The sequence below is a fragment of the Streptomyces sp. NPDC127106 genome (assembly GCF_042677605.1).
GTDB lineage: Bacteria > Actinomycetota > Actinomycetes > Streptomycetales > Streptomycetaceae > Streptomyces.
In genome coordinates this window covers 151,665-175,630 of sequence record NZ_JBHXTC010000007.1, presented here as the reverse complement: position 1 = coordinate 175,630, position 23,966 = coordinate 151,665, and the positions used below count along the sequence as shown (strand labels likewise).

The window sequence follows — 23,966 nt, the reverse complement described above, 5'->3', positions numbered from 1 at the left end:
CGGAGCGCTCCAGTGGGACGTTATGTGATCCGGCGGCTGCTCCAGATGATCCCGGTGTTCATCGGCAGCACGTTCCTGATCTTCTTCATGGTGTACGCCCTCGGGGACCCCGTCGCCGCCCTCTTCGGCGACAAGGCCCCCGACCCCGCCACCGCCGCGCGGATCCGCAGGGAGCTCTACCTCGACCGCCCCCTGTGGGAGCAGTACCTGCACTACATGGGCCAGATCTTCCAGGGGGACTTCGGCACGGCCTTCAACGGCCAGCCGGTCACCGAGCTGATGGCCTCGGCCTTCCCCGTCACCTTGCGCCTGACCTGCGTGGCGATCGTCATCGAGATCGTCGTCGGCATCACCCTCGGCGTGATCAGCGGCCTGCGCCGCGGCCGGTCCATCGACTCCGGGGTGCTGGTCCTCACCCTGATCGTGATCTCCATCCCGACGTTCGTCACCGGCTACGTGCTCCAGTACCTGTTCGGCGTCAAATGGGGCTGGGTCCGGCCCACCGTCTCCCCGAGCGCCCCCCTGAACGAACTGATCCTGCCCGGCATCGTCCTCGCCCTGGTCTCCCTCGCGTACGTCACCCGCCTCTCGCGCACCTCCATCGCCGAGAACGCCCGGGCCGACTACGTCCGCACCGCCGTCGCCAAGGGCCTGCCGCGCCGCCGGGTCACCACCCGGCACCTGCTGCGCAACTCGCTGATCCCCGTCGTCACCTTCATCGGCACCGACATCGGCGCCCTCATGGGCGGCGCCATCGTCACCGAGCGGATCTTCAACATCCACGGCGTCGGCTACCAGCTCTACCAGGGCATCCTGCGCAACAACTCCCCGACCGTGGTCGGATTCGTGACCATCCTCGTCATCGTCTTCCTCCTGGCGAACCTGCTCGTCGACCTGCTCTACGCGGTCCTGGACCCGAGGATCCGCTATGCCTGAGCCGGCGTACGACCCGCTGGAGCCGGGCGACAACGAGGCCATCGCACCCACAGGACAGGGCGGACAGATGGACCTGGCACTCGACGAGGCGGAAAGCCTGGAGAAGCCCCTGGAACCCGACCCGGGCCGGAAGGGGCCGGCCGAGAAGACCCGCTCCCTGTGGTCGGACGCCTGGCACCAGCTCTGCCGCAACCCCGTCTTCGTCATCTCCGCCCTGCTGATCCTCTTCCTCGTCGTCATCGCGATCTGGCCGCAGCTCATCGCGAGCGGCGACCCGCTCCAGTGCGACCTGTCCAAATCGCAAGCCGGCTCCGAGCCCGGCCACCCCTTCGGCTACGACACCCAGGGCTGCGACGTGTACACCCGCACGGTGTACGGGGCCCGCGCCTCGATCACCGTCGGCGTGTGCGCCACCCTCGGGGCCGCACTGCTCGGCTCGCTGCTCGGCGGGCTCGCCGGGTTCTTCGGCGGCTGGAGCGACGCGCTCCTCTCCCGTGTCGCCGACATCTTCTTCGGCATCCCGGTCGTCCTGGGCGGCCTCGTCTTCCTGTCCGTCGTCACCGGCGACACCGTCTGGCCGGTGGTCGGCTTCATCGTGCTGCTGGGCTGGCCGCAGGTGGCCCGGATCGCCCGCGGATCCGTCATCACCGCCAAGGAGAACGACTACGTCCAGGCCGCCCGGGCGCTGGGCGCCGGCCACACCCGGCTGCTGCTGCGGCACGTCGGGCCCAACGCCGTCGCCCCCGTCATCGTCGTCGCCACGATCGCGCTCGGCACGTACATCGCCCTGGAGGCCACCTTGTCCTTCCTCGGCGTCGGCCTGCGCCCGCCCACGGTCTCCTGGGGCATCGACATCTCCAACGCGGCCCCCCAGATCCGCAACGCCCCGCACATGCTGCTCTGGCCGGCCGGCGCGCTGAGCCTGACCGTGCTCGCGTTCATCATGCTCGGCGACGCGGTGCGCGACGCCCTCGACCCCAAGCTGCGCTGAGGAGCGGGCCCATGCTGCTCGAAGTCCGGGACCTCCAGGTGGAGTTCCGCACCCGCGACGGGGTCGCGAAGGCCGTCAACGGCGTGAACTACGCGGTGGACGCCGGGGAGACGCTCGCCGTGCTCGGCGAGTCCGGCTCCGGCAAATCGGTGACCGCCCAGGCGGTCATGGGCATCCTCGACATGCCGCCGGGCCGGATCACGGGCGGCGAGATCCTCTTCAAGGGCAAGGACCTGCTGAGGACGAAGGAGGACGAGCGGCGCCGGATCCGCGGCGCCGAGATGGCGATGATCTTCCAGGACGCGCTGTCCGCGCTGAACCCGGTGCTCAGCGTGGGCGCGCAGCTCGGCGAGATGTACGAGGTCCACCGCGGGATGTCGCGGAAGGACGCGCGGGCCAGGGCCGTCGAGCTGATGGACCGGGTGCGGATCCCCGCGGCGAAGCAGCGGGTGGGAGACTACCCGCACCAGTTCTCGGGCGGCATGCGCCAGCGCATCATGATCGCGATGGCGCTGGCCCTGGAGCCGTCCCTGATCATCGCGGACGAGCCGACGACGGCGCTCGACGTCACCGTGCAGGCGCAGGTGATGGACCTGCTCGCCGAGCTCCAGCGCGAGCTGAACATGGGGCTCATCCTGATCACCCACGACCTGGGCGTGGTCGCCGACGTCGCCGACCGCATCGCCGTGATGTACGCGGGCCGGATCGTCGAGTCGGCCCCGGTCCACGACATCTACGCGGCGCCCGCGCACCCGTACACCCGCGGCCTGCTCGACTCCATCCCGCGCCTGGACCAGAAGGGGCAGGAGCTGTATGCGATCAAGGGCCTGCCGCCGAACCTGCTCGCCATCCCGCCCGGCTGCGCCTTCCACCCCCGCTGCCCCATGGCCCGGCCGGTGTGCCGCAGCGACGAGCCCCCGCTGTACCCGGTCACCGGCGTGCCCGCGCCGCGCGCGAGCGCCTGCCACTTCTGGAAGGAGTGCCTCGGTGGCTGAGCCCATCCTCCAGGTCCGCGGCCTGGTCAAGCACTACCCGCTGACCCGGGGGATCCTGTTCCGGAAGCAGATCGGCGCGGTCAAGGCGGTCGACGGCGTCTCCTTCGGGCTCGGCCGCGGCGAGACCCTGGGCATCGTCGGGGAGTCGGGCTGCGGCAAGTCCACGGTGGCCCGGATGCTGGTCAACCTGGAACGCCCCACGGCAGGCTCCATCACATACAAGGGCGAGGACATCACGAAGCTGTCCGGCCGGGCCCTGAAGGCCGTGCGCCGCAACATCCAGATGGTGTTCCAGGACCCGTACACCTCGCTGAACCCGCGCATGACGGTCGGCGACATCATCGGCGAGCCGTACGAGATCCACCCGGAGGCCGCGCCGAAGGGCGACCGGCGCCGGCGCGTCCAGGAGCTCCTGGACGTGGTGGGCCTGAACCCCGAGTACGTCAACCGCTACCCGCACCAGTTCTCCGGCGGCCAGCGCCAGCGCATCGGGATCGCCCGGGGGCTCGCCCTGCGGCCGGAGGTCATCGTGGCGGACGAGCCGGTCTCCGCGCTCGACGTGTCGGTGCAGGCGCAGGTGGTCAACCTGCTGGAGCGGCTGCAGAGCGAGTTCGACCTGTCCTACGTGTTCATCGCGCACGACCTGTCCATCGTCCGGCACATCTCCGACCGGGTCGGGGTGATGTACCTCGGTCGGGTGGTGGAGATCGGCACCGACACCGAGATCTACGACCACCCCACCCACCCGTACACCCAGGCGCTGCTGTCGGCCGTCCCCGTCCCGGACCCCGCGGCGCGGGCCCACCGGGAGCGGATCATCCTCACCGGTGACGTCCCCTCGCCCGCCGACCCGCCGTCGGGCTGCCCGTTCCGCACCCGCTGCTGGAAGGCCCAGCGCCGCTGCACCGACGAGGTCCCCCTGTTGGCGGTCCCGGCGGCCTTCCCCCCGGGCCCGGCGGCCCACCCCTCGGCCTGTCACTTCGCGGCCGAGAAACAGGTGGTGCCGCCGCCCGGCGAACTGCCGCCGCCGCCCGCGCCGCCGGGCGCCCCGGCCGGTCCGGCGAAGGGGAAGGAGTAGCGGCTCGGCTCGGCCCGCTCCCGACCGGCGGCACCGAACGGAGGAGCGCACCGGACGGCGCAGGGGCGCAGTTCGCAGCGCGCGGGCGAACGGGTTGCGCTCCCGCCAGGAGGGCCGGAATCCGACCCGACGAACCCGTCCCGTTCTGACGCATTCGGCGCGACACGACCGGCGGCACCCCCGGGCCATCGCTTATTTCCGGCCAGGGCCGTGATTCCACCGCGTGGCGGCCGCACGTGCCCCGGGGGCGCAGCCGGCCGTCCGCCGTTCACCCAACCGGCTTTACACCGTGGCAACTTGACCGTTTCTGTCCGGAGATATGGGGCGGGCAGCCTGGGTTGCGTGCGGCCGTGCGGGTGCCGACAACCGGCCGGGGGGTCTTCTGTGCTCCCCGGCCGGCCACCCCCGTGACCCTGCGCATGCGCGGCGTGCGCCCCTCGTGCTGCCGGAATTCGATCGATGCGCTGGTACGGATAGTTATGATCCGTAGCGCACGGTGGGTATGACTCCGCCGAGCACTGAGTACGAGTACGCGTACCGATGTCCGCTCGTCGTGGAGGTGAAACGCCGTGGCACTCTCGATCTCGGCCGTGGTGCTGCTGGCGATCGTCGTCTTCCTGCTGGTCCGCCGGTCGGGCCTGAAGGCGGGACACGCCGCTGTCTGTGTGCTCCTCGGTTTCTATCTCGCGAGCTCGACCATTGCGCCGACGCTCACCCAGCTGACCTCGAATGTCGCAAGCATGATCAGTGGCCTCAAGTTGTAGGCCGTTGCTCGTTAGTCTTGCCCCATGAACGGTCTTCCCGCCCGTCGTCTGCTCTTCGTGCACGCACACCCGGACGACGAGTCGATCAACAACGGCGTCACCATGGCCAAGTACGCGGCCGAGGGCGCCCACGTCGCGCTGGTGACCTGCACCCTCGGCGAGGAGGGCGAGGTCATCCCGCCCGAGCTCGCCCACCTGGTGGCCGACCGCGACGACGCCCTCGGCGCCCACCGCATCGGCGAGCTGGCCGCGGCCATGGCCGAACTCGGGGTCACCGACCACCGGTTCCTCGGCGGCCCCGGCCGCTTCCGGGACTCCGGGATGATGGGGCTGGAGCAGAACCGCCGGCCCGGCTCCTTCTGGTCGGCGGAGGTCGACGAGGCCGCCGCGTACCTCGTCGAGGTCATCCGCGAGCTGCGACCGCAGGTCCTCGTGACCTACGACCCGAACGGCGGGTACGGGCACCCCGACCACATCCAGGCCCACCGGGTCGCCATGCGCGCCGCGGAACTGGCCGCGGAGCCCGCGTACCGGCGTGACCTCGGCGACCCGCACGCGATCGACAAGGTCTACTGGAACCGGGTGCCGCGCTCGGTGGTCGAGGAGGGCTTCGCCCGGCTGCGCGCGGCCGACACCAAGACGCCCTTCCCGGGCCTGGCTTCGCCGGACGACGTACCCGGCGTCGTCGCCGACGAGCTCATCACCGCGGAGATCACCGCCGACGAGCCGGTCGTCGCGGCCAAGGCGGCCGCGATGCGGGCGCACGCCACCCAGATCGCCGTGGACGGGCCCTTCTTCGCGCTCTCCAACGACCTGGCGCAGCCCCTGTTCGCCCGCGAGTACTACGAGCTGGCCCAGGGCAGTCCCGGCGCCCCCGCCGGCGAGCGCGAGCACGACCTGTTCGCGGGGGTCGGGGCATGACCCGGGCGTGGACCGCGGGGCGGATCGCCGTCCTCCTCGGCCTGTTGGCGGTCGGCGTGCTGACCGGCCTGGCCGGCTGGGTGGTCGTCGACCTGTGGCTCCCCGCCGGGCTGGCCTTGGCGCTGCTCGCGCTCTTCGGGTTGTTCCTCGGCGGCCGGATCGCGACCGGGACGGGCATCGGGGTGGGCGCGGCGGCGGCCGGCTGGTTCCTGGCGTACGTGGCCCTCGGCGCCCCGCGCCCCGAGGGTGACTTCCTGCTGCATTCGTCCGGAATCGCCATGTACGTATACCTTTTGGGCGGAACGGTTGCGGCTGTGATGTGCGCCACCCTGCGCAACCCGTTCGACCAGCCCGTTTCGGCCGCGCCGTCCGTGAAGTGACAGGCCGTTGAACTCGGGCGGGGGTGCCCGCTGCGGGCGGTTGGGGCCCGCCGCGCCCGGTGTGCGCCGGGGGCTTGGAGGGGGCGAAGGGGAACCTCGGATTCCCCTAGTTCGGTCGTGTCCGGGCCGCGGACAGTATGGTGGTCGGGCCGCCGAGCTGCCCGCGCACGGTATGACGGGCGGCGGAGCCAACCGGGAGAACCTGCCTTGAGTCGTGAAACCGACAGTCCGACCTCCGGGCCCCAGGGGCGCGGAGGAGCCGCATACCCCTCGGGTACCCAGCCGTACGGAACCGGCCAGCACCCGTCCGCGGACACAGCGGCGACTGCCTCGGAGGAGAACTCTGTGACCTCGAACCCGTCCACGCCCGACACCGACGGGCCGAAGACCGAGACCACCCTGACGACCCGCATCCGGATCAACATCCCGGGTTCGCGGCCGATCCCGCCGGTGGTCGTACGCAAGCCGGTCTCCGCCGAGGCGGAGAAGGACCGGGAGACGCAGCCCGAGCCGGAGGCCGCTCCCGCGCGCACGCCGGCGCCCGCGTCGCCCCGCGCACTGACCGCCGGCCCGGCCGCGTCCGCCGCCCCCGCCGTGTCGGACGGGCCCGCGGGGCGCGCCGAGCCGGACGACGCGGGGAACAACTGGTTCGCCCCCCGCAGGTCGAAGGCCCCCGCCCCCGCCGCGGCCGCGCCCCTGCCGACCCGTACCCCGGCCGCGCCCGGGCCCACCACGGCGCCGCTCCCGATCCGCACGCCCGCCCCGCCGGCCCGGCCCGGGGCGGCGGCGCCCGGCGGCGCTCCTGCCGCCGGCTTCGCTCCGGGCGCGCCCGCAGTCCCCGGCCCGCGCACCGGCGGCCCGGCGCAGGACTTCGCAGGCGGCCCGGCGCAGGACTTCGCCGCCCCGCAGGCAGCCGCCCCGGCCGGCTCCGGCTTCGACGGTCCGGGCTTCGACCGCCCCGGCGCGCCCGGCGGCGCCGACGCCACCCAGGGCTTCCCGGCCTTCCCAGGCGACGGCGGACCCGCCACCGAGCCGTTCCCCGCCTACGGCGCCCCCGCGGGCCGCGGTGGTCCCGCGGGCCCGGCCGGCCCCACCGGCGGCCCCGCCCTGGGCAGCACGCCCCTGGGCGGGCCGGGCGCCGACGAGGCCCCGCGCTGGCCCGGTCCGGGCATGGACGACCCGATGGCCCCGCCGGTGCCCCCGCCGGGCCCGGGCGCGCCGGGGGCCGCCGCCCCGCGCACCCCGCGGCCGGCTCCGGCGCGCCCGGCCGCGCCGAAGCCCGCGCCCAAGCCGACCAAGGTGGCCAAGGCCCGCTCCAAGCTGGTCCTGCTCGGCGGCGGCGTCTTCGCCCTGTTCGGCGTCGCGTACGGCGCCGGGCTGCTCCTGAACCACTCGGACGTCCCCAAGGGCACCACCGTCCTCGGCGTCGACATCAGCGGCAGCCGCGACGAGGCCGTCGCCAAGCTCCAGACGGCGTTCGGCAACCGCGCCGCCACCCCGCTGCAGCTGACCGTCAGCGGCAAGCCGGCCGAGCTCAAGCCGGAGAAGGCCGGCCTGTCCCTCGACGCCCAGACCACCGTCCGCAACGCCGCCGGCAGCGACTACAACCCCATCACGGTCATCGGCTCGCTCCTCGGCAACCAGCGCGTCGCCGACCCGGTGCTGCCCGTCGACGAGGAGAAGCTCCAGGTCGCGCTCCAGGAGCTGGCCGGCACCGCGGGCACCGTCACCGAGGGCACCATCAAGTTCGACACGGGCAAGGCCGTCGCCGTACCCGGCAAGGCCGGCACCACCCTCGACGCGGGTGCCTCCGCCGACCTGGTCACCAAGGCCTTCCGGGAGTTGGTCGCCACGGGCAAGACGGCCCCCGTCGAACTCCCCGTCACCAACAAGGAGCCGGCCGTCGGCCAGGCCGAACTGGACCGGGCCATGAAGGAGTTCGCCGAGCCCGCCATGTCCGGCATCGCCACCGTCAAGGCGGGCCCCAAGTCCCTCGCCTTCGGCCCCAAGTCGCTGCCCAAGATCCTCAGCATGCAGGTGGTCGAGGGGCGCCTGGTCGAGAAGTACGACCTCGAAGCGCTCAAGACGACGTACGGCAACACCTTCGACGGCGTCCTGATCACCCGCGGCACCGGCGACAAGACCCCGGTCACCCCGCAGGACGTGGCCGGGGCCCTCGGCAAGGCCCTGCGCGGCAAGACCGCCGCCGAGCGCACCGCGACGATCGACACCAACCCCAGCTGACCGGCCCCGCCGCCCGGCATCGCACGGCCCCCCGTCCCGGCCCGGGACGGGGGCCGTGCGGCCACCCGGTCCCCGGCGACGGTCTCAGCGGCTGACGGAGCGCCTGGAAGCCGTCCGCCCGGTCCGCCCCGTCCGCCCTCAGTTCAACAAGGCGCGGGCCGAGAGGGCCTCGGACCTGATCCGCTCCGCGGCCCCGGAATCCACCGCCGCGACCACCTCCGCGTACGCCTCCAGCTCCGCGGCACCCGTACGGAACTCCCCGCGCTCCACGAGCAGCCGGGCCCGCTCGTAGCGCAGCGACGCCGGGTGCGAGGGCAGCAGCAGCGACAGGTCCAGCGACCACAGGGCGACCGCCGACTGCTCGGGCCGCGCCGACGCCCAGGCCCGGATGTTGTTCAGGATCCGCAGGACGATCTCCAGCGTCCCGGCCGGGGTGCGCGGCCCGGACGCGAGCTCCGCCGGGCCCGTGCCCGGCGAGGCGCCGCCGGCGAAGGGGTCCACCACGACGCCCTCCTCCGGATCGCCGAAGCCCACCACGAAGTGACCGGGCAGCCCGAGCCCGTACACGTGCGCGCCCGCTCGCCGCGCGACCTCCATCCAGACCACGGACAGCAGGATCGGCAGGCCCCGGCGGCGCCGCAGCACCTCGTGCAGCAGCGAGGACGACAGCTTCCCGTAGTCCGCCGGCGTGCCGTGGAAACCCAGCTGCCCGCCCAGCAGCTCCGTCACGGCCGAGGCCCAGGCCCGCGCGCCGTGCAGCCCGTACGGCAGCATGCCCGCGAGCCGGTCCAGCTCGATCTGCGCCCAGTCCATGGCCCGTTCGTCGAGCTCCGGGTCCGCCTCGGCCGCCAGCAGCAGGCACAGCACCGCCAGGTCGGGCCGCTCCGAGCGGGCCTCCTCGGCGAACAGCTCCCGGTTCCGCGCGGTCATCGCACGGCCCGGTAGTGGTGGTAGGCGTGGTGCGGCGCGAAGCCCATCCCCTCGTACAACGCCCGGGCCGCCGCGTTGTCCGTCTCCACCTGGAGCCAGGCCGCCGAGGCGCCCTCTTCGAGGGCCCGCGCGGCCAGCGCCGCCATCACGGCCGTGGCCAGGCCCTCGCGCCGGTGCGCCGGGTCGACCTCGACGGCCGCGAAACCGGCCCACCGGCCGTCGACCACGAGCCGGCCGATCGCCCGCCCGGGCACCGTCGCGAACCAGACCGACGGCCCGGCGACCAGCACCCTGCGGGCCACCGCAGGCTCGGCCACCCGCCCGTACCGCCCCAGCCACTCCTCGCCGGGAGTGCGGGACAGCAGGACCCGCGCGGTGTCCGCGGCCGTGTCCGCGAGCGGCGCCAGCGCGGCGGTGCGGACCTCTGCCGACACCTCGCGGACCCAGCCCCGCCGCTCCAGGTCGGCGCAGAGCATCTCCTGGGTGCCGGCGGCCCCCGTGGCGGCCTGCACGTAGGCCGGAAGTCCTCGTTCCGTGTACCAGGACGTCACCCGCGCGAGTGCTTCGCCCAGCGGCATCCCCGGGTCGCCGAGCGGCAGCACCGAATTCGCCCGCCGGGTGAACCCCGCGGCCGCGCGCAGCGTCCAACCGCCCAGCGGCTCGCTCTCCAGCGGCTGCCAGGCCCGCGCCCCCATCCGCGCCAGCTCCTCGAACGAGGCCGCGGGGCCCCGCCGCCGGGCCGGCGCGGCGGGCACCACCTTGCCCGCCACCAGCGACGATTCCGCGATGCGGACGGACTCGCCGCTCTTTCGTGTGATCGTCAGCACACCCCGTTCCCACGATGTGAGAACCCCTACCGTATCGGTGAACGCGGGCGCCGTCTTCGAGTCGCTTTCCACCCGTCGTACGGAGACTCGTTTACCCACGTCAGCCGGGGTAATACGAATCTCCAACAGCCCGCCTGCCGCGATTTCCACAGCTCTGTCCGCCCCTCCTGTTCGGATCGTGCCCGGGAACGGAGATACTAGGCGTGGGCATCGACGACGCCGCGCTCCCGCGCGATATGGACAGCCCTACCGAGGAGGAACGAGAGCGTGACCTACGTCATCGCGGAGCCTTGTGTCGACGTCAAGGACAAGGCATGCATCGAAGAGTGCCCCGTCGACTGCATCTACGAGGGCCAGCGGTCCTTGTACATCCACCCGGACGAGTGCGTCGACTGTGGTGCCTGTGAGCCGGTCTGCCCGGTGGAGGCCATCTTCTACGAGGACGACACTCCGGAGGAGTGGAAGGAGTACTACAAGGCGAACGTCGAGTTCTTCGACGAGCTCGGTTCGCCCGGTGGTGCCTCGAAGCTGGGCCTGATCGAGCGGGATCACCCCTTCATCGCCGCGCTGCCGCCCATGGGCGAAGGCCACTGACGGCCGCCGCTCACGGCAGAACGCGAGTCTCGGTCCCGTACGGCCCCGTGCCGGGCGGGACCGAGCCGTTTGTCCCCGTCCCGGCACGCAGTTCCGGCAGGTCAGTCCGGCACGCACGAGAGACACGAGAGAGCAGAGAGCACCGTGGCCGCAGTATCCGCACGTCTTCCCGTCTTTCCCTGGGACAAGCTGGAGCCGTACAAGGCGACGGCCGCGGCGCACCCGGACGGCATCGTCGACCTGTCGGTCGGCACCCCCGTGGACCCGGTGCCGCAGCTGATCCGGAGCGCCCTGGTCGCGGCCGCCGACTCCCCGGGCTACCCCACCGTGTGGGGGACGCCCGCGCTGCGCGACGCGATCACCGGCTGGCTGCGCGGCCGGCTCGGCGCGAGCGCCGCCGGACACCGCAACGTCCTGCCGGTCGTCGGCTCCAAGGAGCTGGTGGCCTGGCTGCCGACCCAGCTGGGCCTGGGCGCCGGGGACAAGGTCGCCTACCCGCGGCTCGCCTACCCGACCTACGAGGTCGGGGCGCGGCTGTGCGGGGCCGAGGCCGTCGTCTACGACGACCCGACCGAGCTCGACCCGGCCGGCATCAAGCTGCTGTGGCTGAACTCCCCGTCCAACCCCACCGGGAAGGTCATCCCGAAGGACGAGCTGGTCCGGATCGTCGCCTGGGCGCGCGAGCACGGGATCCTGGTCTTCAGTGACGAGTGCTACCTGGAGCTGGGCTGGGAGGCCGAGCCCGTCTCGGTCCTCCACGACGACGTGTGCGGCGGCTCGTACGAGGGCCTCGTCGCCGTCCATTCGCTGTCCAAGCGCTCCAACCTGGCCGGCTACCGGGCCGCGTTCATCGCGGGCGACGCGGACGTGCTCGGCGAGCTGCTGGAGATCCGCAAGCACGGGGGCATGATGACCCCCGCCCCGGTGCAGGCGGCGACGGTGGCGGCGCTCGGCGACGACGCGCACGTCGAGGAGCAGCGGGCCCGCTACGCCGCGCGGCGCGAGGCGCTGCGCGCGGCGCTCGTGGCGCACGGCTTCCGGGTCGACCACAGCGAGGCCAGCCTCTACCTGTGGGTGACCCGCGACGAGCCCTGCTGGGACACCGTCGCCCACCTCGCCGCGCTCGGCATCCTGGTCGCGCCCGGCGACTTCTACGGCGAGGCGGGCGCCCGGCACGTCCGGGTCGCGTTCACGGCGACGGACGAGCGCGTCGAGGCCGCCGTCAAGCGCCTCGCCTGACGCGGCGCGGCGTGGGGGCGGCGCGGGCTGCTGCCGGCGTCCGAGGGGTCGCAGACAGCCCGAGGGGCCGGGAGCGTGAACTCCCGGCCCCTCGGGCCTTCCCGGGCGGTGGTCAGCCGCCCAGCGGCAGCCCGTTCAGCGGCAGGGAGCCCACCGCGTCGGTCGGCACCGCACCGGTGAGCTGGCCGGCCGGTACCGCACCGGTGAGCTGGCCGGCCGGCACCGCGTCGGTGAGCTGGCCGGCCGGCACCGCGTCGGTCGGCAGGCCCTTGGCCGGGAGCCCGCCGAGCAGGCCGCCCGCGGTGTTCGCCACCTCGGCGGGAGCAGCGGGCAGGGCCTGGGTGGCGGCGGTGGCGTCCGCGGTCTCCGGGGCGGTGAGCGCGCCCAGCTGCGGCACGGCCGAGTCCAGGCCCGCGGCGCTGGCCGCACCGGCCGCACCGACCACGGGAGCGGCCCCGGCTGCCAGCAGCAGCGCGGAACGGGCGATCCGGCGGGTCAGGGGGAGGGACATGTTGCTCCTAAGCGGTAGCGGCTGAGTACGCCCCTACAACCGCTCCCGGGGCGGGGCGGGTTGCGGACCCGATCGGTAAAGGATCGGCAACGCATCGTTTAATCCGCTTCCGGGACAAGCGCATTGGATGTGCGCCGACCAGGGCTTCCGCACCCGCCGGGGCCTCCGGCGGGGCCCTATGGATCACCCCCGCGTGAGTGACGCCCCGTACGCACGGACGAGGCGCCCGCCCGGCGTGTCTAGCCCTTGACGAAGATCCGGATCTCGCCGTTCGCCGCGTTGTGCGGATCGCCGCCGCCCGACTTCCCGTCGCCCGTCTCCTGCCAGCGGCCCTTCTTCTGACCGGCGATCCAGCCCCGTTGGCCGTAGGAGACCCGCACGATGTTCATCCCGCGGGCGTTGGCGACGGCCCAGCCCGCTATCGCCCGACTGCCGCGCACCGCCGGCTCGCCGCCGTCCCGCTTCTCCACCATGGTGACCTCGGGCTCCTTGGCCCCGCCCCGCCCGTCGGTCCGGGAGGGCTCCGCCGGGCTGCTGTGCAGGCCGGCCTTGGCGAAGATCCGGGTCAGCTCCGTCTGGACCTTCTGCGGGTCGCCCGGATCGGTCGGTGCCGGCCCGCCGCAGGTCAGCTCCCCGGCGCCGGCGAAGGCGGCCGTCAGGACGGTCGCGTCCGGCTCGTGCTTCGCGTACGCCTGCGGGTACCCGCTCAGCTGCACCTTCTGCGCGGCCTCCGTCAGCGGCAGCCGCGAGTACCCCTTCACCTGGACCAGCCGGTCGTAGAAGATCCCCGCCGAGTAGACCGGGTCCCTGATCTGCTCGGGCGTGCCCCAACCCTGCGAGGGGCGCTGCTGGAACAGCCCCAGGGAGTCCCGGTCGCCGTGGTTGAGGTTGCGCAGGGCCGACTCCTGCATGGCGGTCGCCAGGGCGATGGTCACGGCCCGGTCCGGCAGCCCCCTGGCGACGCCGACGGCGGCTATCGTGGCCGCGTTCGCCGCCTGTTCCGGGGTCATGTCGTACGTACGGCGGGAGTCTCCGCCGGAAGCGTCCCCGGCCAGATCCGAGGCCGTGCAGTGCGGCGCTCCGCCGCCCCCCATCGACTCGAACCGCACGACGAGGTAGCCGACGAGCGCAAGCAGGACGCACAGGCCGGCGGCCGTACGGAGCCGACGGCGGCGGCGGGGGCGGGGAAGATCGCTCTGGGACACGCGGCCCACCGTACTTGAGCCACGTGCCGCGTCCAGTGAGCGGACGTGAGACGTTCGCCGCAGCCGCGGGGGTTAGGGTCGGGACATGTCCGAATCCGAGCTGGACCTCACCCTGGACGCAGCCGAGCTGACCGCCCGGCTCGTCGACATCCCGTCCGTCAGCGGCGACGAGAAGGTCCTCGCCGACCTGGTGGAGCACGCCCTGCGCGGCCTCCCCCACCTCACGGTCGACCGGTACGGCAACAACGTCGTGGCCCGTACGCACCTCGGCCGGGCCGAACGCGTCGTGCTCGCCGGCCACCTCGACACCGTGCCGATCGCCGGCAACGTCCCCTCCCGCCTCGACGGGAACGGCGTCCTGTGGGGCTGCGGCACCACGGACATGAAGTCCGGCGTCGCCGTGCAGCTGCGCATCGCGGCCACCGTGCCCGAGCCCAACCGCGACCTCACCTTCGTCTTCTACGACCAGGAGGAGGTCGCCTCCGACCTCAACGGCCTGGGCAAGGTCGCCGCCGCCCACCCCGAATGGCTCGCCGGCGACTTCGCCGTCCTGCTGGAGCCGTCGAACGCCGAGGTCGAGGGCGGCTGCCAGGGCACCCTGCGGGTGCTGCTGCGCACCACCGGCGAACGCGCCCACTCCGCCCGCAGCTGGATGGGCTCCAACGCCATCCACACGGCCGCCCCGATCCTGGCCCGGCTCGCCGCGTACGAGCCCCGCAGGCCCGTCATCGACGGCCTGCAGTACCACGAGGGCCTCAACGCGGTCCGCATCGAGGGCGGCGTCGCCAACAACGTCATCCCCGACGCGTGCACGGTGACCGTCAACTTTCGCTACGCCCCCGACCGCAGCGAGGCCGAGGCCCTCGCCCACGTCAAGGAGGTCTTCGCGGACTGCGACATCGCCGAACTCGTCGTCGACGACTCCTCCGGCGGCGCCCTGCCCGGGCTGTCCCACCCGGCGGCGGTCGCCTTCATGGAGGCGGTCGGCGGCCGGGCGATGCCCAAGTTCGGCTGGACGGACGTCTCCCGCTTCAGCGCGCTCGGCGTCCCGGCGGTCAACTACGGCCCGGGCGACGCCCTGCTCGCGCACAAGGTGGACGAGCGGGTCGAGACCAAGGCGATCCTGCACTGCGAGGAGCGACTCCGCGCCTGGCTGACCTCCTGAATTCCGCTTCCCTTCACCTTCGTGCGCCTAGGCTGGGCCAACGATCAGCAGGAGGGAGCACATCATGGGCAACCACCGCAATTCCGACGGGCTCGCCCGCCGGCGTCCCGAGGAGCAGCAGCTCGGGCCGGTACTGCGCAGGCGGGGCCAGGTGCAGGCGGGCAGCACGACGGACCAGCGGCTGCTGGACTCGGCCGGCCCCACCGAGTGGGTGCACACCGACCCCTGGCGGGTCCTGCGCATCCAGTCGGAGTTCATCGAGGGCTTCGGCACGCTGGCGGAGCTGCCGCCCGCGATCAGCGTGTTCGGCTCGGCGCGCACGCCGGCCGGCTCGCCGGAGTACGAGGCCGCGGCCCGCATCGGCAGTGCGCTCGTCGACGCCGGCTTCGCGGTGATCACGGGCGGTGGCCCGGGCGCGATGGAGGCGGCGAACAAGGGCGCGCGGGAGGCCAACGGCATCTCGGTGGGCCTGGGCATCGAGCTGCCCTTCGAGCAGGGGCTCAACCCGCACGTCGATCTCGGGCTGAACTTCCGGTACTTCTTCGTCCGCAAGACGATGTTCGTGAAGTACAGCCAGGGGTTCGTGGTCCTGCCGGGCGGACTCGGCACCCTGGACGAGCTGTTCGAGGCCCTGACCCTGGTCCAGACCCAGAAGATCACCCGGTTCCCGATCGTGCTGTTCGGCACGGAGTACTGGAGCGGCCTGGTCGACTGGCTGCGCAACACCGTGGTCGCGCAGGGCAAGGCCTCAGAGCGGGACCTCTACCTCTTCCACGTCACGGACGACGTGGACGAGGCGATCACCCTCGTGACGAAGGAAGTCGGCAAGTAGCCGGACCCGTTGACGCAGGCGCGGTCGGCCGCGCGGTCGGCCGCGTGGTCGGGCGCGTGGTCGGGCGCCGCGGCCGGGGGCCGGCTCAGGCCGGTCCCCGCCTCAGGCCAGTCCCCGGCGGGCCACCGCCGGTTCCCGCAGGCCCTGGATCGAGCGGACCATCTCCAGGACCTGCCGGGTCTCGGCGACCTCGTGGACGCGGTAGACCTGGGCGCCCAGCCAGGCCGAGACCGCCGTCGTGGCCAGCGTGCCGAGCAGGCGCTCCTTGACCGGCCGGTCGAGGGTCTCGCCGACGAAGTCCTTGTTCGACAGCGAGACCAGCACCGGCCAGCCCGTCTCCGTCATCTCCGCCAGGCGCCGGGTGGCCTCCAGCGAGTGCCGGGTGTTCTTCCCGAAGTCGTGGCCCGGGTCGATCATGATCGCGTCCCGTCGGACGCCGAGGGCCGCGGCCCGCTCGGCCAGGCCCACCGTGACCCGCAGGATGTCCGCCATCACGTCCTCGTACCCGGTCCGGTGCGGCCGGGTGCGCGGCTCGACGCCGCCGGCGTGCGTACAGACCAGGCCCGCGCCGTACCGGGCGGCGACCTCCGCGAGCTGCGGATCCACCCCGCCCCAGGCGTCGTTGAGCAGGTCCGCGCCCGCCTCGCAGACGGCCTCGCCGACCTCGTGCCGCCAGGTGTCCACGCTGATCACCACGTCCGGGTGGCGGCGCCGGACCTCGGCTACGAAGCCGACCGTGCGCCGGGCCTCCTCGGCGGCGCCCACGTGCTCGCCCGGACCGGCCTTGACCCCGCCGATGTCGATGATCGCCGCGCCTTCGGCCACCGCCCGTTCCACCCGCTCCAGGGCGGGCTCGTCGCGGAACGTCGCGCCCTGGTCGTAGAAGGAGTCCGGCGTGCGGTTCACGATCGCCATGATCACCGGCTCGTGGGTGTCGAACTCGCGCCTGCCCAGTCGCAGCATCCCGTTCTTTCCTCCTCAGGCGGCCCGTGCGCCGCGCCTGTGACCTTAACCTGGTGATCGGAGTGGTCCCCAGCTACCGCTGGGAGGTGCCCCCAGAGTCTCTCAGGGAGTCGATCGTGTTCTGGTTCTTGCTGATCGCGCTGGTCGTGGTCGTCGCCGCGGTCACCCTGGCGGTGGTGGGCGGCGGCTCGGAGCCCGTACTGCCCGAGGCAGAGCCGGACCGCGTCGCCGACGCGCTGCCCGACAGCCGCCCGGTGGTGCCCGCCGACATCGACGCGCTGCGGCTGCCGGTGGCGCCCCGCGGCTACCGGATGGCCGAGGTGGACGACGTGCTGGAGCGGCTCGCGGCCGAGCTCGCCGAGCGCGACGCGCGGATCGCCGAACTGACGGCGGCGGCCGTGCACCACGCCACCCCGGCCGCCGCGACCACCGCCACCGCGACGGCCACCGCCACCGTGACCGCCCCGGCCGCCACGGCCCCCGCGCGCCCCGACGAGGACGACGAGGACGACGAGGCGGCGGCGCCGAAGGCCGTCGACCTGTCCAAGGACGCCCGGTGACCGCCCTCGCCGGGCCCGACGGCGGCCTGCGTTGCCCATGGGCGCTGTCCACCGAGGACTACATCGCCTACCACGACACCGAGTGGGGCCGCCCGGTGCACGGGGACGACGCCCTGTTCGAGCGGCTGTGCCTGGAGGCATTCCAGTCGGGGCTGTCCTGGCTGACCATCCTGCGGCGGCGCGAGGGCTTCCGGAAGGCCTTCGCCCACTTCGAGATCGCGGCCGTCGCCCGGTACGGCGAACAGGACGCCGCCCGCCTGCTCGCCGACGAGCGGATCATCCGCAACCGGGCCAAGATCGAGGCGACCCTCGCCAACGCCAAGGTCCTCGCACAGTGGGAGCCCGGCGAACTCGACGAGCTGATCTGGTCCCACGCCCCGGAGCCGGGCCGCCCGGCCCCGCAGGACATCTCCGAGATCCCGGCCGTGACGCCCGAGTCCACCGCCCTGGCCAAGGCGCTGAAGAAGGCCGGCATCCGCTTCGTCGGACCCACCACCGCCTACGCGCTGATGCAGGCCTGCGGCCTGGTCAACGACCACCTGGCCGCCTGCACGGCCCGCAGGCCCGCGGCCTGACGCCCGACGGGTACGGCCCGCCCGGCCGCGGCTGCGCGGGCGGTCGGGCCGTACCCGTACCCGTACCCGTACCCGCTAGCGCCCGGTGTACTTCGGCTTCTCCTTGGCCAGGAAGGCCGCGACCGCGATCGCGTGGTCCTCGGAGGCCCCCGCCCGCGTCTGCAGCTCGTCCTCCTTCTCCAGGGCTTCGGCGAGCGACCGCCCCGCCCCGAACGCCAGCGCCTCCTTCAGCCCGGCGTAGGCGACGGTCGGGCCGCCCGCCAGCCGCCGCGCGACCTCGGCGGCGGTGTCCGCGAGCTCCGCCGCCGGCACGAGCCGGTTCACGAGGCCGAGCTCCGCCGCCTCCTGCGCGGTGATCGACCGCGGGAACAGCAGCAGGTCCGCGGCCCGGCCGGGGCCGACCAGCCGCGGCAGGGTCCACGAGAGCCCGGAGTCGGCGGACAGTCCGACCCCGGCGAAGGCGGTGGTGAAGCTCGCGGTGTCGGCCACCACCCGGTAGTCCGCGGCCAGCGCGAAGCCGAAGCCCGCCCCGGCGGCGACGCCGTTGACCCCGGCGACCACCGGCTTCGGCATCTCCGTGATCGCCCGAACGATGGGGTTGTAGTGCTCGCTCACCGTGCTCAGCGCGTTGCCCGAGCCGGACTGCCGGGCGGCCTCCAGGTTCCCGACGTGCTCCTTCAGGTCCTGTCCCACGCAGAAGGCCCGCCCGGTGGCCGTCAGCAGGACCGCCCGCACGCCCGGGTCGGCGCCCGCCGCTTGCAGGGCGTCCCGCAGGGCGACCTTCAGCTCCGTGTTCAGCGAGTTCATCGCGTCCGGGCGGTTCAGCGTGATCGTCGCGAGCCCGTCGGTCACGTCGTACAGCACGGTGTCGGCCATGGCAGGTGGTGTCCCCTCCGTCGCGGGCCCGGCCAGTGGATCGGTACTGGCCGGTACAGGGTCAGCATGGCGGAGATCGCCGAATCGGGGCATGTGATGTGCGTCAAAGAATCGCGTGGCGTCCGCCGGAGCCGCGTACAGGAGCGGCGGCGAAGTATCGCAGTTGGATCCCCGAAATGAGTGGTTTTGGCGGAGCGCGTTGCGCAAGCGTTCCCTGCTGATGTTGGTCATCGGGTCCTGACATGCGGGATAATGGCCGGGAAGCAATGTGTTCGATGCCGGCTTCCAGGCGCCTGAATGGGGCCGTCGGCTGACGATGAGCTGGTTTCAGGAAGGGGAACGAGCATGGCGGCCATGAAGCCGCGAACGGGCGACGGCCCGCTCGAGGTCACCAAGGAGGGGCGGGGCATCGTCATGCGCGTACCGCTCGAGGGCGGCGGTCGGCTGGTCGTCGAGCTGACGCCGGACGAGGCGGACGCCCTGGGTGACGCCCTGAAGAAGGTCGTCGGCTGACCCGTCGGCACCACCTGCACACTCTGCGCTGCCCCGGCCGCCGCGATCCGCGGCCGGGGCAGCGCTGTGCCGGGCGACCTGCGTGAGCGGCCCCGCCGCCGCCCCGCTGCCCCGCTGCCCCGCTGCCCCGCCGTTCCCGTCGACCCGGCGCTGTCCGCGCTTCCTGCGGCTTCCTCCTGCGCCTTCTTCTTGCGCCGTCTTCCTGCGCTTCCTTTTCCTTCTCTTCCGTCCGCGCTCCCGCCGTCCGCAGCGCGGTGCGGGGGCTGCCGCCTGCCGAGAGCCGCGCCGTGACCTTCACCGCCCCCGCCCCGCCCGCCTTCGCCGACTGCACTCCCCGCCAGAAGGCGGCCCGCGTCCTCACCGACGTCCTGGCCCCGGCCCATCTCGTCGTCGCCCTGCTGCTGGCCGTCGGCTGGCACAGCACCGGCTCCTGGTCCGGGCTCGGCTGGGGGCTGCTCGCCGCCCTGTTCTGCGGAGTGGTGCCGATCGGGATCATCCGGCTCGGCGTGAAGCGGGGCGCGCTGACCGACCAGCACATCCGGGTGCGCCGCCAGCGGGTCGCGCCGATGGTGCTGAGCCTGTTCTCCGTCGCCGCTGCGATGGGCCTCGGTCATGCCCTCGGCGCACCGCGCGAGGTGTTCGCGCTCGTCGTCGCCATGCTCGTCGGACTGGTCTCGTCCCTGTTGGTCACCCTCGGCTGGCAGATATCCCTGCACATGTCGGTGGCAGGCGGGACCGTCATGGTCCTGGTGCTGGCCTTCGGGGCCCCGCTGATCGTCGCGGCGCCCGTGGCCGCGGCCGTGGGCTGGTCCCGGTTGGTCCTCAAGGCGCACACGCCCGCCCAGGTCCTGGCCGGCACCGCGCTGGGCGCCACGACCGCGCTCACGTTCGCGCTGCTGCGCTGACCGCCGGCGCCGTCCGGGCCGCCCGCCGCCCCCGTGGGGCGGGGATCAGCGCCGGACCGCGCAGAGCAGGCCGTCGCCCACCGGCAGCAGGGCGCCCTCCAGGGCGGGGCTCTCCCGGACGCTGCGCAGCAGTTCCCGGACCCGGAGCACCTCGGTCTCCTGGGCGGAGGAGTCGACCGTGCGCCCGTCGCAGAAGACCCCCTCGAAGCACACCAGCCCACCGGGGCGGAGCAGGCGCAACGATTCGGCGAGGTAGTCGAGGGACTCGGTGGGGTCCCCGTCGCAGAACACGAGGTCGTACCCGCCGTCGGCGAGCCGGGGCAGTACGTCCAGGGCGCGGCCGGGGATGAAACGGGCGCGGTTGCCCGCGAAGCCGGCGGCACGGAAGGCCTGGCGGGCGAAGGCCTGCCGGTCCGCCTCGGGGTCGACGGTGGTCAGCACCCCGTCGGGGCGCATGCCGTGCAGGAGGTGGATGCCGGAGACGCCGGTGCCGGTGCCGATCTCGGCGACCGCCTTGGCGTCCGCGCTGGCGGCGAGCAGGCGCAGCGCGGCCCCGGTGCCGGGGGAGACGGAGCGCAGGCCCACTTCCCTGGCCCGGTCGCGGGCCCACCGCAGAGCGTCGTCCTCGGCGACAAACGCGTCGGCGAACGCCCAGCTCGTCTGCCGGTTGCCGGTAATGACCCTCTCCTGTCCCCATAGTTGGCGCAACGGTGACTGTATCCGCTGACGTCGGGAACCCGCAGATGGGACCGTGCGTTGGACCTGTCGGCGGTGAGGTGCCGACGAGCGAGGCAAAAGGGGCGTACGGGCGGGACGGGGACGGGACGGATGGGGACGGCACCGGTCAGATCGGCGCCCCGGCCCGTCCGCACCGCGGGCAAAGATAAGGCAAAAAGGCTTATCCGGAGCTGACGGGAGGGGTGGTTATGGTAGGGGCTCCACTGGACACCACCAGAGCCGATAGGGGAGGTGCGGCTGCGCCCGTGGATCGTCGAGGCGTACTGAGGCGTCTCTTCTGGTCAGCGGGTGAGCCGAAATCCGTGACCGACATTGCTGACCGCATCCACACCGCCGACACCGCACCCACCGCGATCTTCGCCGCCGATGCGGGCTCGCAGGCGTGGACCCCTCCCACGTGGGAGGAGATCGTCAGCACGCACAGTGCGCGGGTCTACCGTCTCGCCTACCGCCTGACGGGCAATCAGCACGACGCCGAGGACCTGACGCAGGAGGTCTTCGTCCGCGTTTTCCGCTCGCTGTCCACGTACACGCCCGGCACGTTCGAGGGCTGGCTGCACCGGATCACCACCAACCTCTTCCTCGACATGGTCCGCCGCAAGCAGCGGATCCGTTTCGACGCGCTCGCCGAGGACGCGGCCGAGCGGTTGCCGAGCCGCGAGCCCTCCCCGCAGCAGGTGCTCCACGACACCCACTTCGACGCCGACGTGCAGCAGGCGCTGGACACCCTCGCGCCCGAGTTCCGTGCGGCCGTGGTGCTCTGCGACATCGAGGGCCTGTCGTACGAGGAGATCGCCGCCACGCTGGGCGTGAAGCTCGGTACCGTGCGCAGCCGTATCCACCGGGGCCGTTCGCACCTGCGCAAGGCGCTCCGGCACCGCTCTCCCGAGGCGCGTGCGGAGCAGCGCGCGCTGACGGGGGCCGCGGTGGGTGTCCCGGGTACCGGGGGAGAGGGCGGGGCCGAGTGAGCGGAGTCAGTCCGTCCCCCGCCGAACAGCACCTGGGCGACCGACTTGCCGCCCTGGTCGACGGGGAGCTGAACCACGACGCGCGCGAGCGGGTCCTGGCGCACCTGGCCACCTGCGCCAAGTGCAAGGCCGAGGCCGACGCCCAGCGCCGCCTGAAGACCCTGTTCGTCGAGAGTGCGCCACCACCACTGTCCGCCGGTCTGCTGGCACGGCTTCAGGGGCTGCCCGGCGAAGGCCCTGACGGCCCGTCCGGCCCGTCCGGACCGCCCGGCCCCGACGCCTTCGGGTACACGCCCCCCGCGCCGGCGCAACAGGGCTTCCGGATCCACGAGGTGGGGCGGCCGCGGCGCCGCTTCGCGTTCGTGGCGGCCGGGGCGGTATCGCTGGCGGCGATCGCGCTGGGCGGGACGCTGCCGCTGGACATGGTCGAGCCGAACGCGCGGGGCGAGGCCCCGGCCTCCAGGCCCGGCTCCGCCGTGCCGGCGGCCCCGGCGTCCGGGACGGGTCCGGGGCCGGGCCTCGGCTCGGGACCGGCCGTGTCCGTGGCCGACGCGGTGGTCCGCGACCGGGAGCCGCGCTCCGGGATCACCGCCGGCCCGCGCCCCACGGATCCGCTGCCGCCGGTCCACCCCTCGGCGTCCGCTTCCCCCCGCCCGGTCTCGCTGCTCCGCTGAGCCCCTGCGGGGGCGGGGTGGGCGGTAGCCGCCCCGGGCCGCACACCCACCTGGTTGAATCTGCGGGCAGGCGCGCCGCCCGGCGGTGCCGCAGGAATCCGGGGAGCGCCCATGACCGAGCAGCAGCAGCCGGACCCGGCTCCGTCGTGGTGGAGCCGCCCCGCCGGGCCGTCCCCCGGTCCGGCTCCGGAGCCCGTCCCCGACCCTGCGGTCGGGTCGGGGCAGGGCGCGGCCCACGGCGCGGGAGCGCCGCCCACGGCCGGGACCGCCGCGAAGGCCCCGGCCAGCCCGAACACCCCGAACCCCCCGGACGCGCCGGACGCCCCCGGCCCCGCGACCGGGCCGGCGTACGACCCGTGGAACGTCGCCCCGCTCCAGGTCACCGACCGGGGACGGGAGGCCGGCGGCCGCGTGGTGCGGCTGCGCCACGTCCTGGCCCTCGGCCTCGGCATCGCCCTCCTCGCCGGCGGCACCGGCGGCTGGCTCGGGGTGCTCGCCGAGCGCCGCAGCAGCACCCGCCTCGAACTCCCGCAGGCCGCCGTCGACGGCAAGGGCCGCGCCCCCCAGAGCGTGGCGGGGATCGCCGCCACCGCGCTGCCCGGCGTCGTCACCCTGCACGTCCGCGGCGCCACGGGCGGTGGCACCGGCACCGGCTTCGTCCTCGATCCGCAGGGCCACATCCTCACCAACCACCACGTCGTCGCGGGCGCCAAGAACATCACGGTCACCTTCAGCACCGGCGAGAGCGTCGGCGCCGAGCTGGTCGGCCAGGACAGCGGGTACGACCTGGCGGTGGTCCGGGTCGACGGGGTGCGCGGCCTGCAGCCGCTGGCCCTCGGCAACTCCGAGGACGTGCAGGTGGGCGATCCGGTCGTGGCCATCGGCGCTCCCTTCGACCTCTCCAACACCGTCACCGCCGGCATCATCAGCGCCACCGGCCGGCCCATCACCGCGGGCGGCGACAAGGGCGACGGCAGCGACATCAGCTATGTCGACGCCCTCCAGACCGACGCCCCCATCAACCCCGGCAACTCCGGCGGCCCGCTCCTCGACGCCCGGGCCCGCGTGATCGGCATCAACAGCGCCATCCGCGGAGCCGACAAGGCCGGCTCCGAGAAGCAGGGCGGCAGCATCGGCCTCGGCTTCGCCATCCCCGTCAACCAGGGCAAGCGCGTCGCCGAGGAGCTCATCCGCACCGGCCGGGCCACCCACCCCGTCATCGGCGTCACCCTCGACATGGAGTACACCGGCGACGGCGCCCGCGTCGGCAGCCGGGGCGAGGGCGGCAAGCCGGCCGTCACCCCCGACGGCCCCGCGGCCCGCGCCGGGGTCAAGGCGGGCGACGTGATCACGAAGGTGGACGACCGGCGGGTGCACGGCGGCGACGAGCTCATCATCAAGATCCGCGCCCACCGGCCGGGCGACCCGCTCCGCCTCACCGTGCTCCGCGACGGCCGCGAGCTCACCCTGGCCCTCGTCCTCGGCTCGGCGAACGGATCATGACGACCAGGGGAAAGCACGGCTGATGTAGTACCGAAGTAGGGGCTGACCGGCCCGGCCGGGTACCGTTGTCGTGGCCCGA

At 73.5% G+C, this 23,966-nt stretch carries 26 protein-coding genes; 19 read left to right on the top strand and 7 right to left on the bottom strand.

The window, feature by feature from the left end; translation table 11 throughout:
- Positions 1 to 12: 12 nt before the first annotated feature.
- The 8 genes from ACFVGY_RS10205 to ACFVGY_RS10170 all read left to right on the top strand — a co-directional run bounded on the left by ACFVGY_RS10205 (position 13) and on the right by ACFVGY_RS10170 (position 8,309).
- A complete protein-coding gene (locus tag ACFVGY_RS10205; protein ID WP_385673839.1) occupies positions 13 to 936 on the top strand; it encodes an ABC transporter permease in 924 nt (307 codons plus the stop codon).
- The gene (locus tag ACFVGY_RS10200) at positions 929 to 1,927 is read left to right on the top strand and encodes an ABC transporter permease (protein WP_385673836.1); all 999 of its coding nucleotides are present in this window, start codon (positions 929 to 931) and stop codon (positions 1,925 to 1,927) included. Before ACFVGY_RS10205 ends, ACFVGY_RS10200 begins: the two co-directional genes overlap by 8 nt.
- Positions 1,928 to 1,938: 11 nt before the next feature.
- Positions 1,939 to 2,922, top strand: a complete 984-nt coding sequence (locus tag ACFVGY_RS10195) for an ABC transporter ATP-binding protein (RefSeq protein ID WP_385673833.1) — start codon at positions 1,939 to 1,941, stop codon at positions 2,920 to 2,922.
- Entirely contained in the window at positions 2,915 to 4,000 is a 1,086-nt protein-coding gene (locus tag ACFVGY_RS10190; RefSeq protein ID WP_385673830.1) for an ABC transporter ATP-binding protein, read from the top strand. Before ACFVGY_RS10195 ends, ACFVGY_RS10190 begins: the two co-directional genes overlap by 8 nt.
- A gap of 569 nt (positions 4,001 to 4,569) precedes the next feature.
- Positions 4,570 to 4,764: a hypothetical protein gene (locus ACFVGY_RS10185; protein WP_114054011.1), complete on the top strand. Its 195-nt coding sequence runs from the start codon at positions 4,570 to 4,572 to the stop codon at positions 4,762 to 4,764.
- Positions 4,765 to 4,788: 24 nt separating this feature from the next.
- A complete protein-coding gene (mshB, locus tag ACFVGY_RS10180; protein ID WP_385673827.1) occupies positions 4,789 to 5,685 on the top strand; it encodes an N-acetyl-1-D-myo-inositol-2-amino-2-deoxy-alpha-D-glucopyranoside deacetylase in 897 nt (298 codons plus the stop codon).
- On the top strand, positions 5,682 to 6,065 hold the full coding sequence (locus ACFVGY_RS10175; RefSeq protein ID WP_385673824.1) for a DUF6113 family protein: 384 nt from the start codon (positions 5,682 to 5,684) through the stop codon (positions 6,063 to 6,065). The genes mshB and ACFVGY_RS10175 overlap by 4 nt, the downstream gene beginning before the upstream one ends.
- Before the next feature lie 345 nt (positions 6,066 to 6,410).
- Positions 6,411 to 8,309, top strand: coding sequence for a hypothetical protein (locus ACFVGY_RS10170; protein ID WP_385673821.1), 1,899 nt, complete (start codon positions 6,411 to 6,413; stop codon positions 8,307 to 8,309).
- Positions 8,310 to 8,447: 138 nt separating this feature from the next.
- On the opposite strand, the gene ACFVGY_RS10165 is transcribed toward ACFVGY_RS10170, so the two are convergent.
- Entirely contained in the window at positions 8,448 to 9,239 is a 792-nt protein-coding gene (locus ACFVGY_RS10165) for a transglutaminase-like domain-containing protein (RefSeq protein WP_385673818.1), read from the bottom strand.
- Positions 9,236 to 10,216, bottom strand: a complete 981-nt coding sequence (locus ACFVGY_RS10160) for a GNAT family N-acetyltransferase (protein ID WP_385673815.1) — start codon at positions 10,214 to 10,216, stop codon at positions 9,236 to 9,238. Before ACFVGY_RS10160 ends, ACFVGY_RS10165 begins: the two co-directional genes overlap by 4 nt.
- A gap of 117 nt (positions 10,217 to 10,333) precedes the next feature.
- On the opposite strand from ACFVGY_RS10160, the gene fdxA reads away from it, so the two are divergent.
- Positions 10,334 to 10,660: a ferredoxin gene (fdxA, locus tag ACFVGY_RS10155; protein ID WP_114054017.1), complete on the top strand. Its 327-nt coding sequence runs from the start codon at positions 10,334 to 10,336 to the stop codon at positions 10,658 to 10,660.
- A 144-nt stretch (positions 10,661 to 10,804) separates the two neighbouring features.
- Positions 10,805 to 11,899 carry a succinyldiaminopimelate transaminase gene (gene dapC, locus ACFVGY_RS10150; RefSeq protein ID WP_385673812.1) on the top strand — a complete coding sequence of 365 codons (1,095 nt, stop codon included), beginning with the start codon at positions 10,805 to 10,807 and terminating at the stop codon, positions 11,897 to 11,899.
- 112 nt (positions 11,900 to 12,011) lie between these two features.
- Here the strand turns inward: dapC and ACFVGY_RS10145 are convergent, their stop codons facing one another.
- Both ACFVGY_RS10145 and ACFVGY_RS10140 read right to left on the bottom strand, forming a co-directional pair.
- Positions 12,012 to 12,410, bottom strand: coding sequence for an ATP-binding protein (locus ACFVGY_RS10145; protein WP_385673809.1), 399 nt, complete (start codon positions 12,408 to 12,410; stop codon positions 12,012 to 12,014).
- 239 nt (positions 12,411 to 12,649) lie between these two features.
- On the bottom strand, positions 12,650 to 13,615 hold the full coding sequence (locus ACFVGY_RS10140; protein WP_385673806.1) for a hypothetical protein: 966 nt from the start codon (positions 13,613 to 13,615) through the stop codon (positions 12,650 to 12,652).
- Positions 13,616 to 13,700: 85 nt separating this feature from the next.
- Here ACFVGY_RS10140 and dapE point away from each other — a divergent pair, with 85 nt between their 5' ends.
- On the top strand, positions 13,701 to 14,780 hold the full coding sequence (gene dapE, locus ACFVGY_RS10135; RefSeq protein ID WP_385673804.1) for a succinyl-diaminopimelate desuccinylase: 1,080 nt from the start codon (positions 13,701 to 13,703) through the stop codon (positions 14,778 to 14,780).
- Positions 14,781 to 14,844: 64 nt separating this feature from the next.
- Positions 14,845 to 15,612 (top strand): TIGR00730 family Rossman fold protein, encoded by a 768-nt coding sequence (locus ACFVGY_RS10130; protein ID WP_385673801.1) that lies wholly within the window; start codon positions 14,845 to 14,847, stop codon positions 15,610 to 15,612.
- A gap of 102 nt (positions 15,613 to 15,714) precedes the next feature.
- Here the strand turns inward: ACFVGY_RS10130 and folP are convergent, their stop codons facing one another.
- Positions 15,715 to 16,575: a dihydropteroate synthase gene (gene folP / locus ACFVGY_RS10125; protein ID WP_385673798.1), complete on the bottom strand. Its 861-nt coding sequence runs from the start codon at positions 16,573 to 16,575 to the stop codon at positions 15,715 to 15,717.
- Between the two features lie 116 nt (positions 16,576 to 16,691).
- Between folP and ACFVGY_RS10120 the strand changes: the two genes are divergently transcribed.
- Complete coding sequence (locus tag ACFVGY_RS10120; RefSeq protein ID WP_385673795.1) at positions 16,692 to 17,135, top strand: DivIVA domain-containing protein; 444 nt, start codon at positions 16,692 to 16,694, stop codon at positions 17,133 to 17,135.
- Positions 17,132 to 17,710, top strand: coding sequence for a DNA-3-methyladenine glycosylase I (locus ACFVGY_RS10115; protein ID WP_385673792.1), 579 nt, complete (start codon positions 17,132 to 17,134; stop codon positions 17,708 to 17,710). Before ACFVGY_RS10120 ends, ACFVGY_RS10115 begins: the two co-directional genes overlap by 4 nt.
- 75 nt (positions 17,711 to 17,785) lie before the next feature.
- On the opposite strand, the gene ACFVGY_RS10110 is transcribed toward ACFVGY_RS10115, so the two are convergent.
- Positions 17,786 to 18,586, bottom strand: a complete 801-nt coding sequence (locus tag ACFVGY_RS10110) for an enoyl-CoA hydratase/isomerase family protein (protein ID WP_385673790.1) — start codon at positions 18,584 to 18,586, stop codon at positions 17,786 to 17,788.
- A gap of 345 nt (positions 18,587 to 18,931) precedes the next feature.
- Here ACFVGY_RS10110 and ACFVGY_RS10105 point away from each other — a divergent pair, with 345 nt between their 5' ends.
- Both ACFVGY_RS10105 and ACFVGY_RS10100 read left to right on the top strand, forming a co-directional pair.
- A complete protein-coding gene (locus ACFVGY_RS10105) occupies positions 18,932 to 19,099 on the top strand; it encodes a DUF3117 domain-containing protein (protein ID WP_003966491.1) in 168 nt (55 codons plus the stop codon).
- 287 nt (positions 19,100 to 19,386) lie between these two features.
- Positions 19,387 to 20,004, top strand: a complete 618-nt coding sequence (locus tag ACFVGY_RS10100) for a hypothetical protein (protein WP_385673787.1) — start codon at positions 19,387 to 19,389, stop codon at positions 20,002 to 20,004.
- A gap of 45 nt (positions 20,005 to 20,049) precedes the next feature.
- On the opposite strand, the gene ACFVGY_RS10095 is transcribed toward ACFVGY_RS10100, so the two are convergent.
- Complete coding sequence (locus ACFVGY_RS10095) at positions 20,050 to 20,712, bottom strand: O-methyltransferase (RefSeq protein ID WP_385673784.1); 663 nt, start codon at positions 20,710 to 20,712, stop codon at positions 20,050 to 20,052.
- A gap of 218 nt (positions 20,713 to 20,930) precedes the next feature.
- On the opposite strand from ACFVGY_RS10095, the gene sigE reads away from it, so the two are divergent.
- From sigE to ACFVGY_RS10080, 3 genes are read left to right on the top strand one after another with little or no spacing between them, the layout of a single operon-like run.
- On the top strand, positions 20,931 to 21,710 hold the full coding sequence (gene sigE, locus ACFVGY_RS10090) for an RNA polymerase sigma factor SigE (protein WP_385673781.1): 780 nt from the start codon (positions 20,931 to 20,933) through the stop codon (positions 21,708 to 21,710).
- Positions 21,707 to 22,384 carry a zf-HC2 domain-containing protein gene (locus tag ACFVGY_RS10085; RefSeq protein ID WP_385673778.1) on the top strand — a complete coding sequence of 226 codons (678 nt, stop codon included), beginning with the start codon at positions 21,707 to 21,709 and terminating at the stop codon, positions 22,382 to 22,384. The genes sigE and ACFVGY_RS10085 overlap by 4 nt, the downstream gene beginning before the upstream one ends.
- A 54-nt stretch (positions 22,385 to 22,438) precedes the next feature.
- Positions 22,439 to 23,887 carry a S1C family serine protease gene (locus ACFVGY_RS10080; RefSeq protein WP_385673775.1) on the top strand — a complete coding sequence of 483 codons (1,449 nt, stop codon included), beginning with the start codon at positions 22,439 to 22,441 and terminating at the stop codon, positions 23,885 to 23,887.
- Positions 23,888 to 23,966: the final 79 nt, after the last annotated feature.

Bases quoted from the DNA above. Each gene is read 5' to 3' on its own strand.
- ACFVGY_RS10200 (WP_385673836.1), top strand. From the start codon at position 929: ATGCCTGAGCCGGCGTACGACCCGCTGGAGCCGGGCGACAACGAGGCC.
- ACFVGY_RS10195 (WP_385673833.1), top strand. From the start codon at position 1,939: ATGCTGCTCGAAGTCCGGGACCTCCAGGTGGAGTTCCGCACCCGCGAC.
- mshB (WP_385673827.1), top strand. From the start codon at position 4,789: ATGAACGGTCTTCCCGCCCGTCGTCTGCTCTTCGTGCACGCACACCCG.
- ACFVGY_RS10175 (WP_385673824.1), top strand. From the start codon at position 5,682: ATGACCCGGGCGTGGACCGCGGGGCGGATCGCCGTCCTCCTCGGCCTG.
- ACFVGY_RS10165 (WP_385673818.1), bottom strand. From the start codon at position 9,239: ATGACCGCGCGGAACCGGGAGCTGTTCGCCGAGGAGGCCCGCTCGGAG.
- ACFVGY_RS10145 (WP_385673809.1), bottom strand. From the start codon at position 12,410: ATGTCCCTCCCCCTGACCCGCCGGATCGCCCGTTCCGCGCTGCTGCTG.
- dapE (WP_385673804.1), top strand. From the start codon at position 13,701: ATGTCCGAATCCGAGCTGGACCTCACCCTGGACGCAGCCGAGCTGACC.
- ACFVGY_RS10130 (WP_385673801.1), top strand. From the start codon at position 14,845: ATGGGCAACCACCGCAATTCCGACGGGCTCGCCCGCCGGCGTCCCGAG.
- folP (WP_385673798.1), bottom strand. From the start codon at position 16,575: ATGCTGCGACTGGGCAGGCGCGAGTTCGACACCCACGAGCCGGTGATC.
- ACFVGY_RS10110 (WP_385673790.1), bottom strand. From the start codon at position 18,586: ATGGCCGACACCGTGCTGTACGACGTGACCGACGGGCTCGCGACGATC.
- ACFVGY_RS10105 (WP_003966491.1), top strand. From the start codon at position 18,932: ATGGCGGCCATGAAGCCGCGAACGGGCGACGGCCCGCTCGAGGTCACC.
- sigE (WP_385673781.1), top strand. From the start codon at position 20,931: ATGGTAGGGGCTCCACTGGACACCACCAGAGCCGATAGGGGAGGTGCG.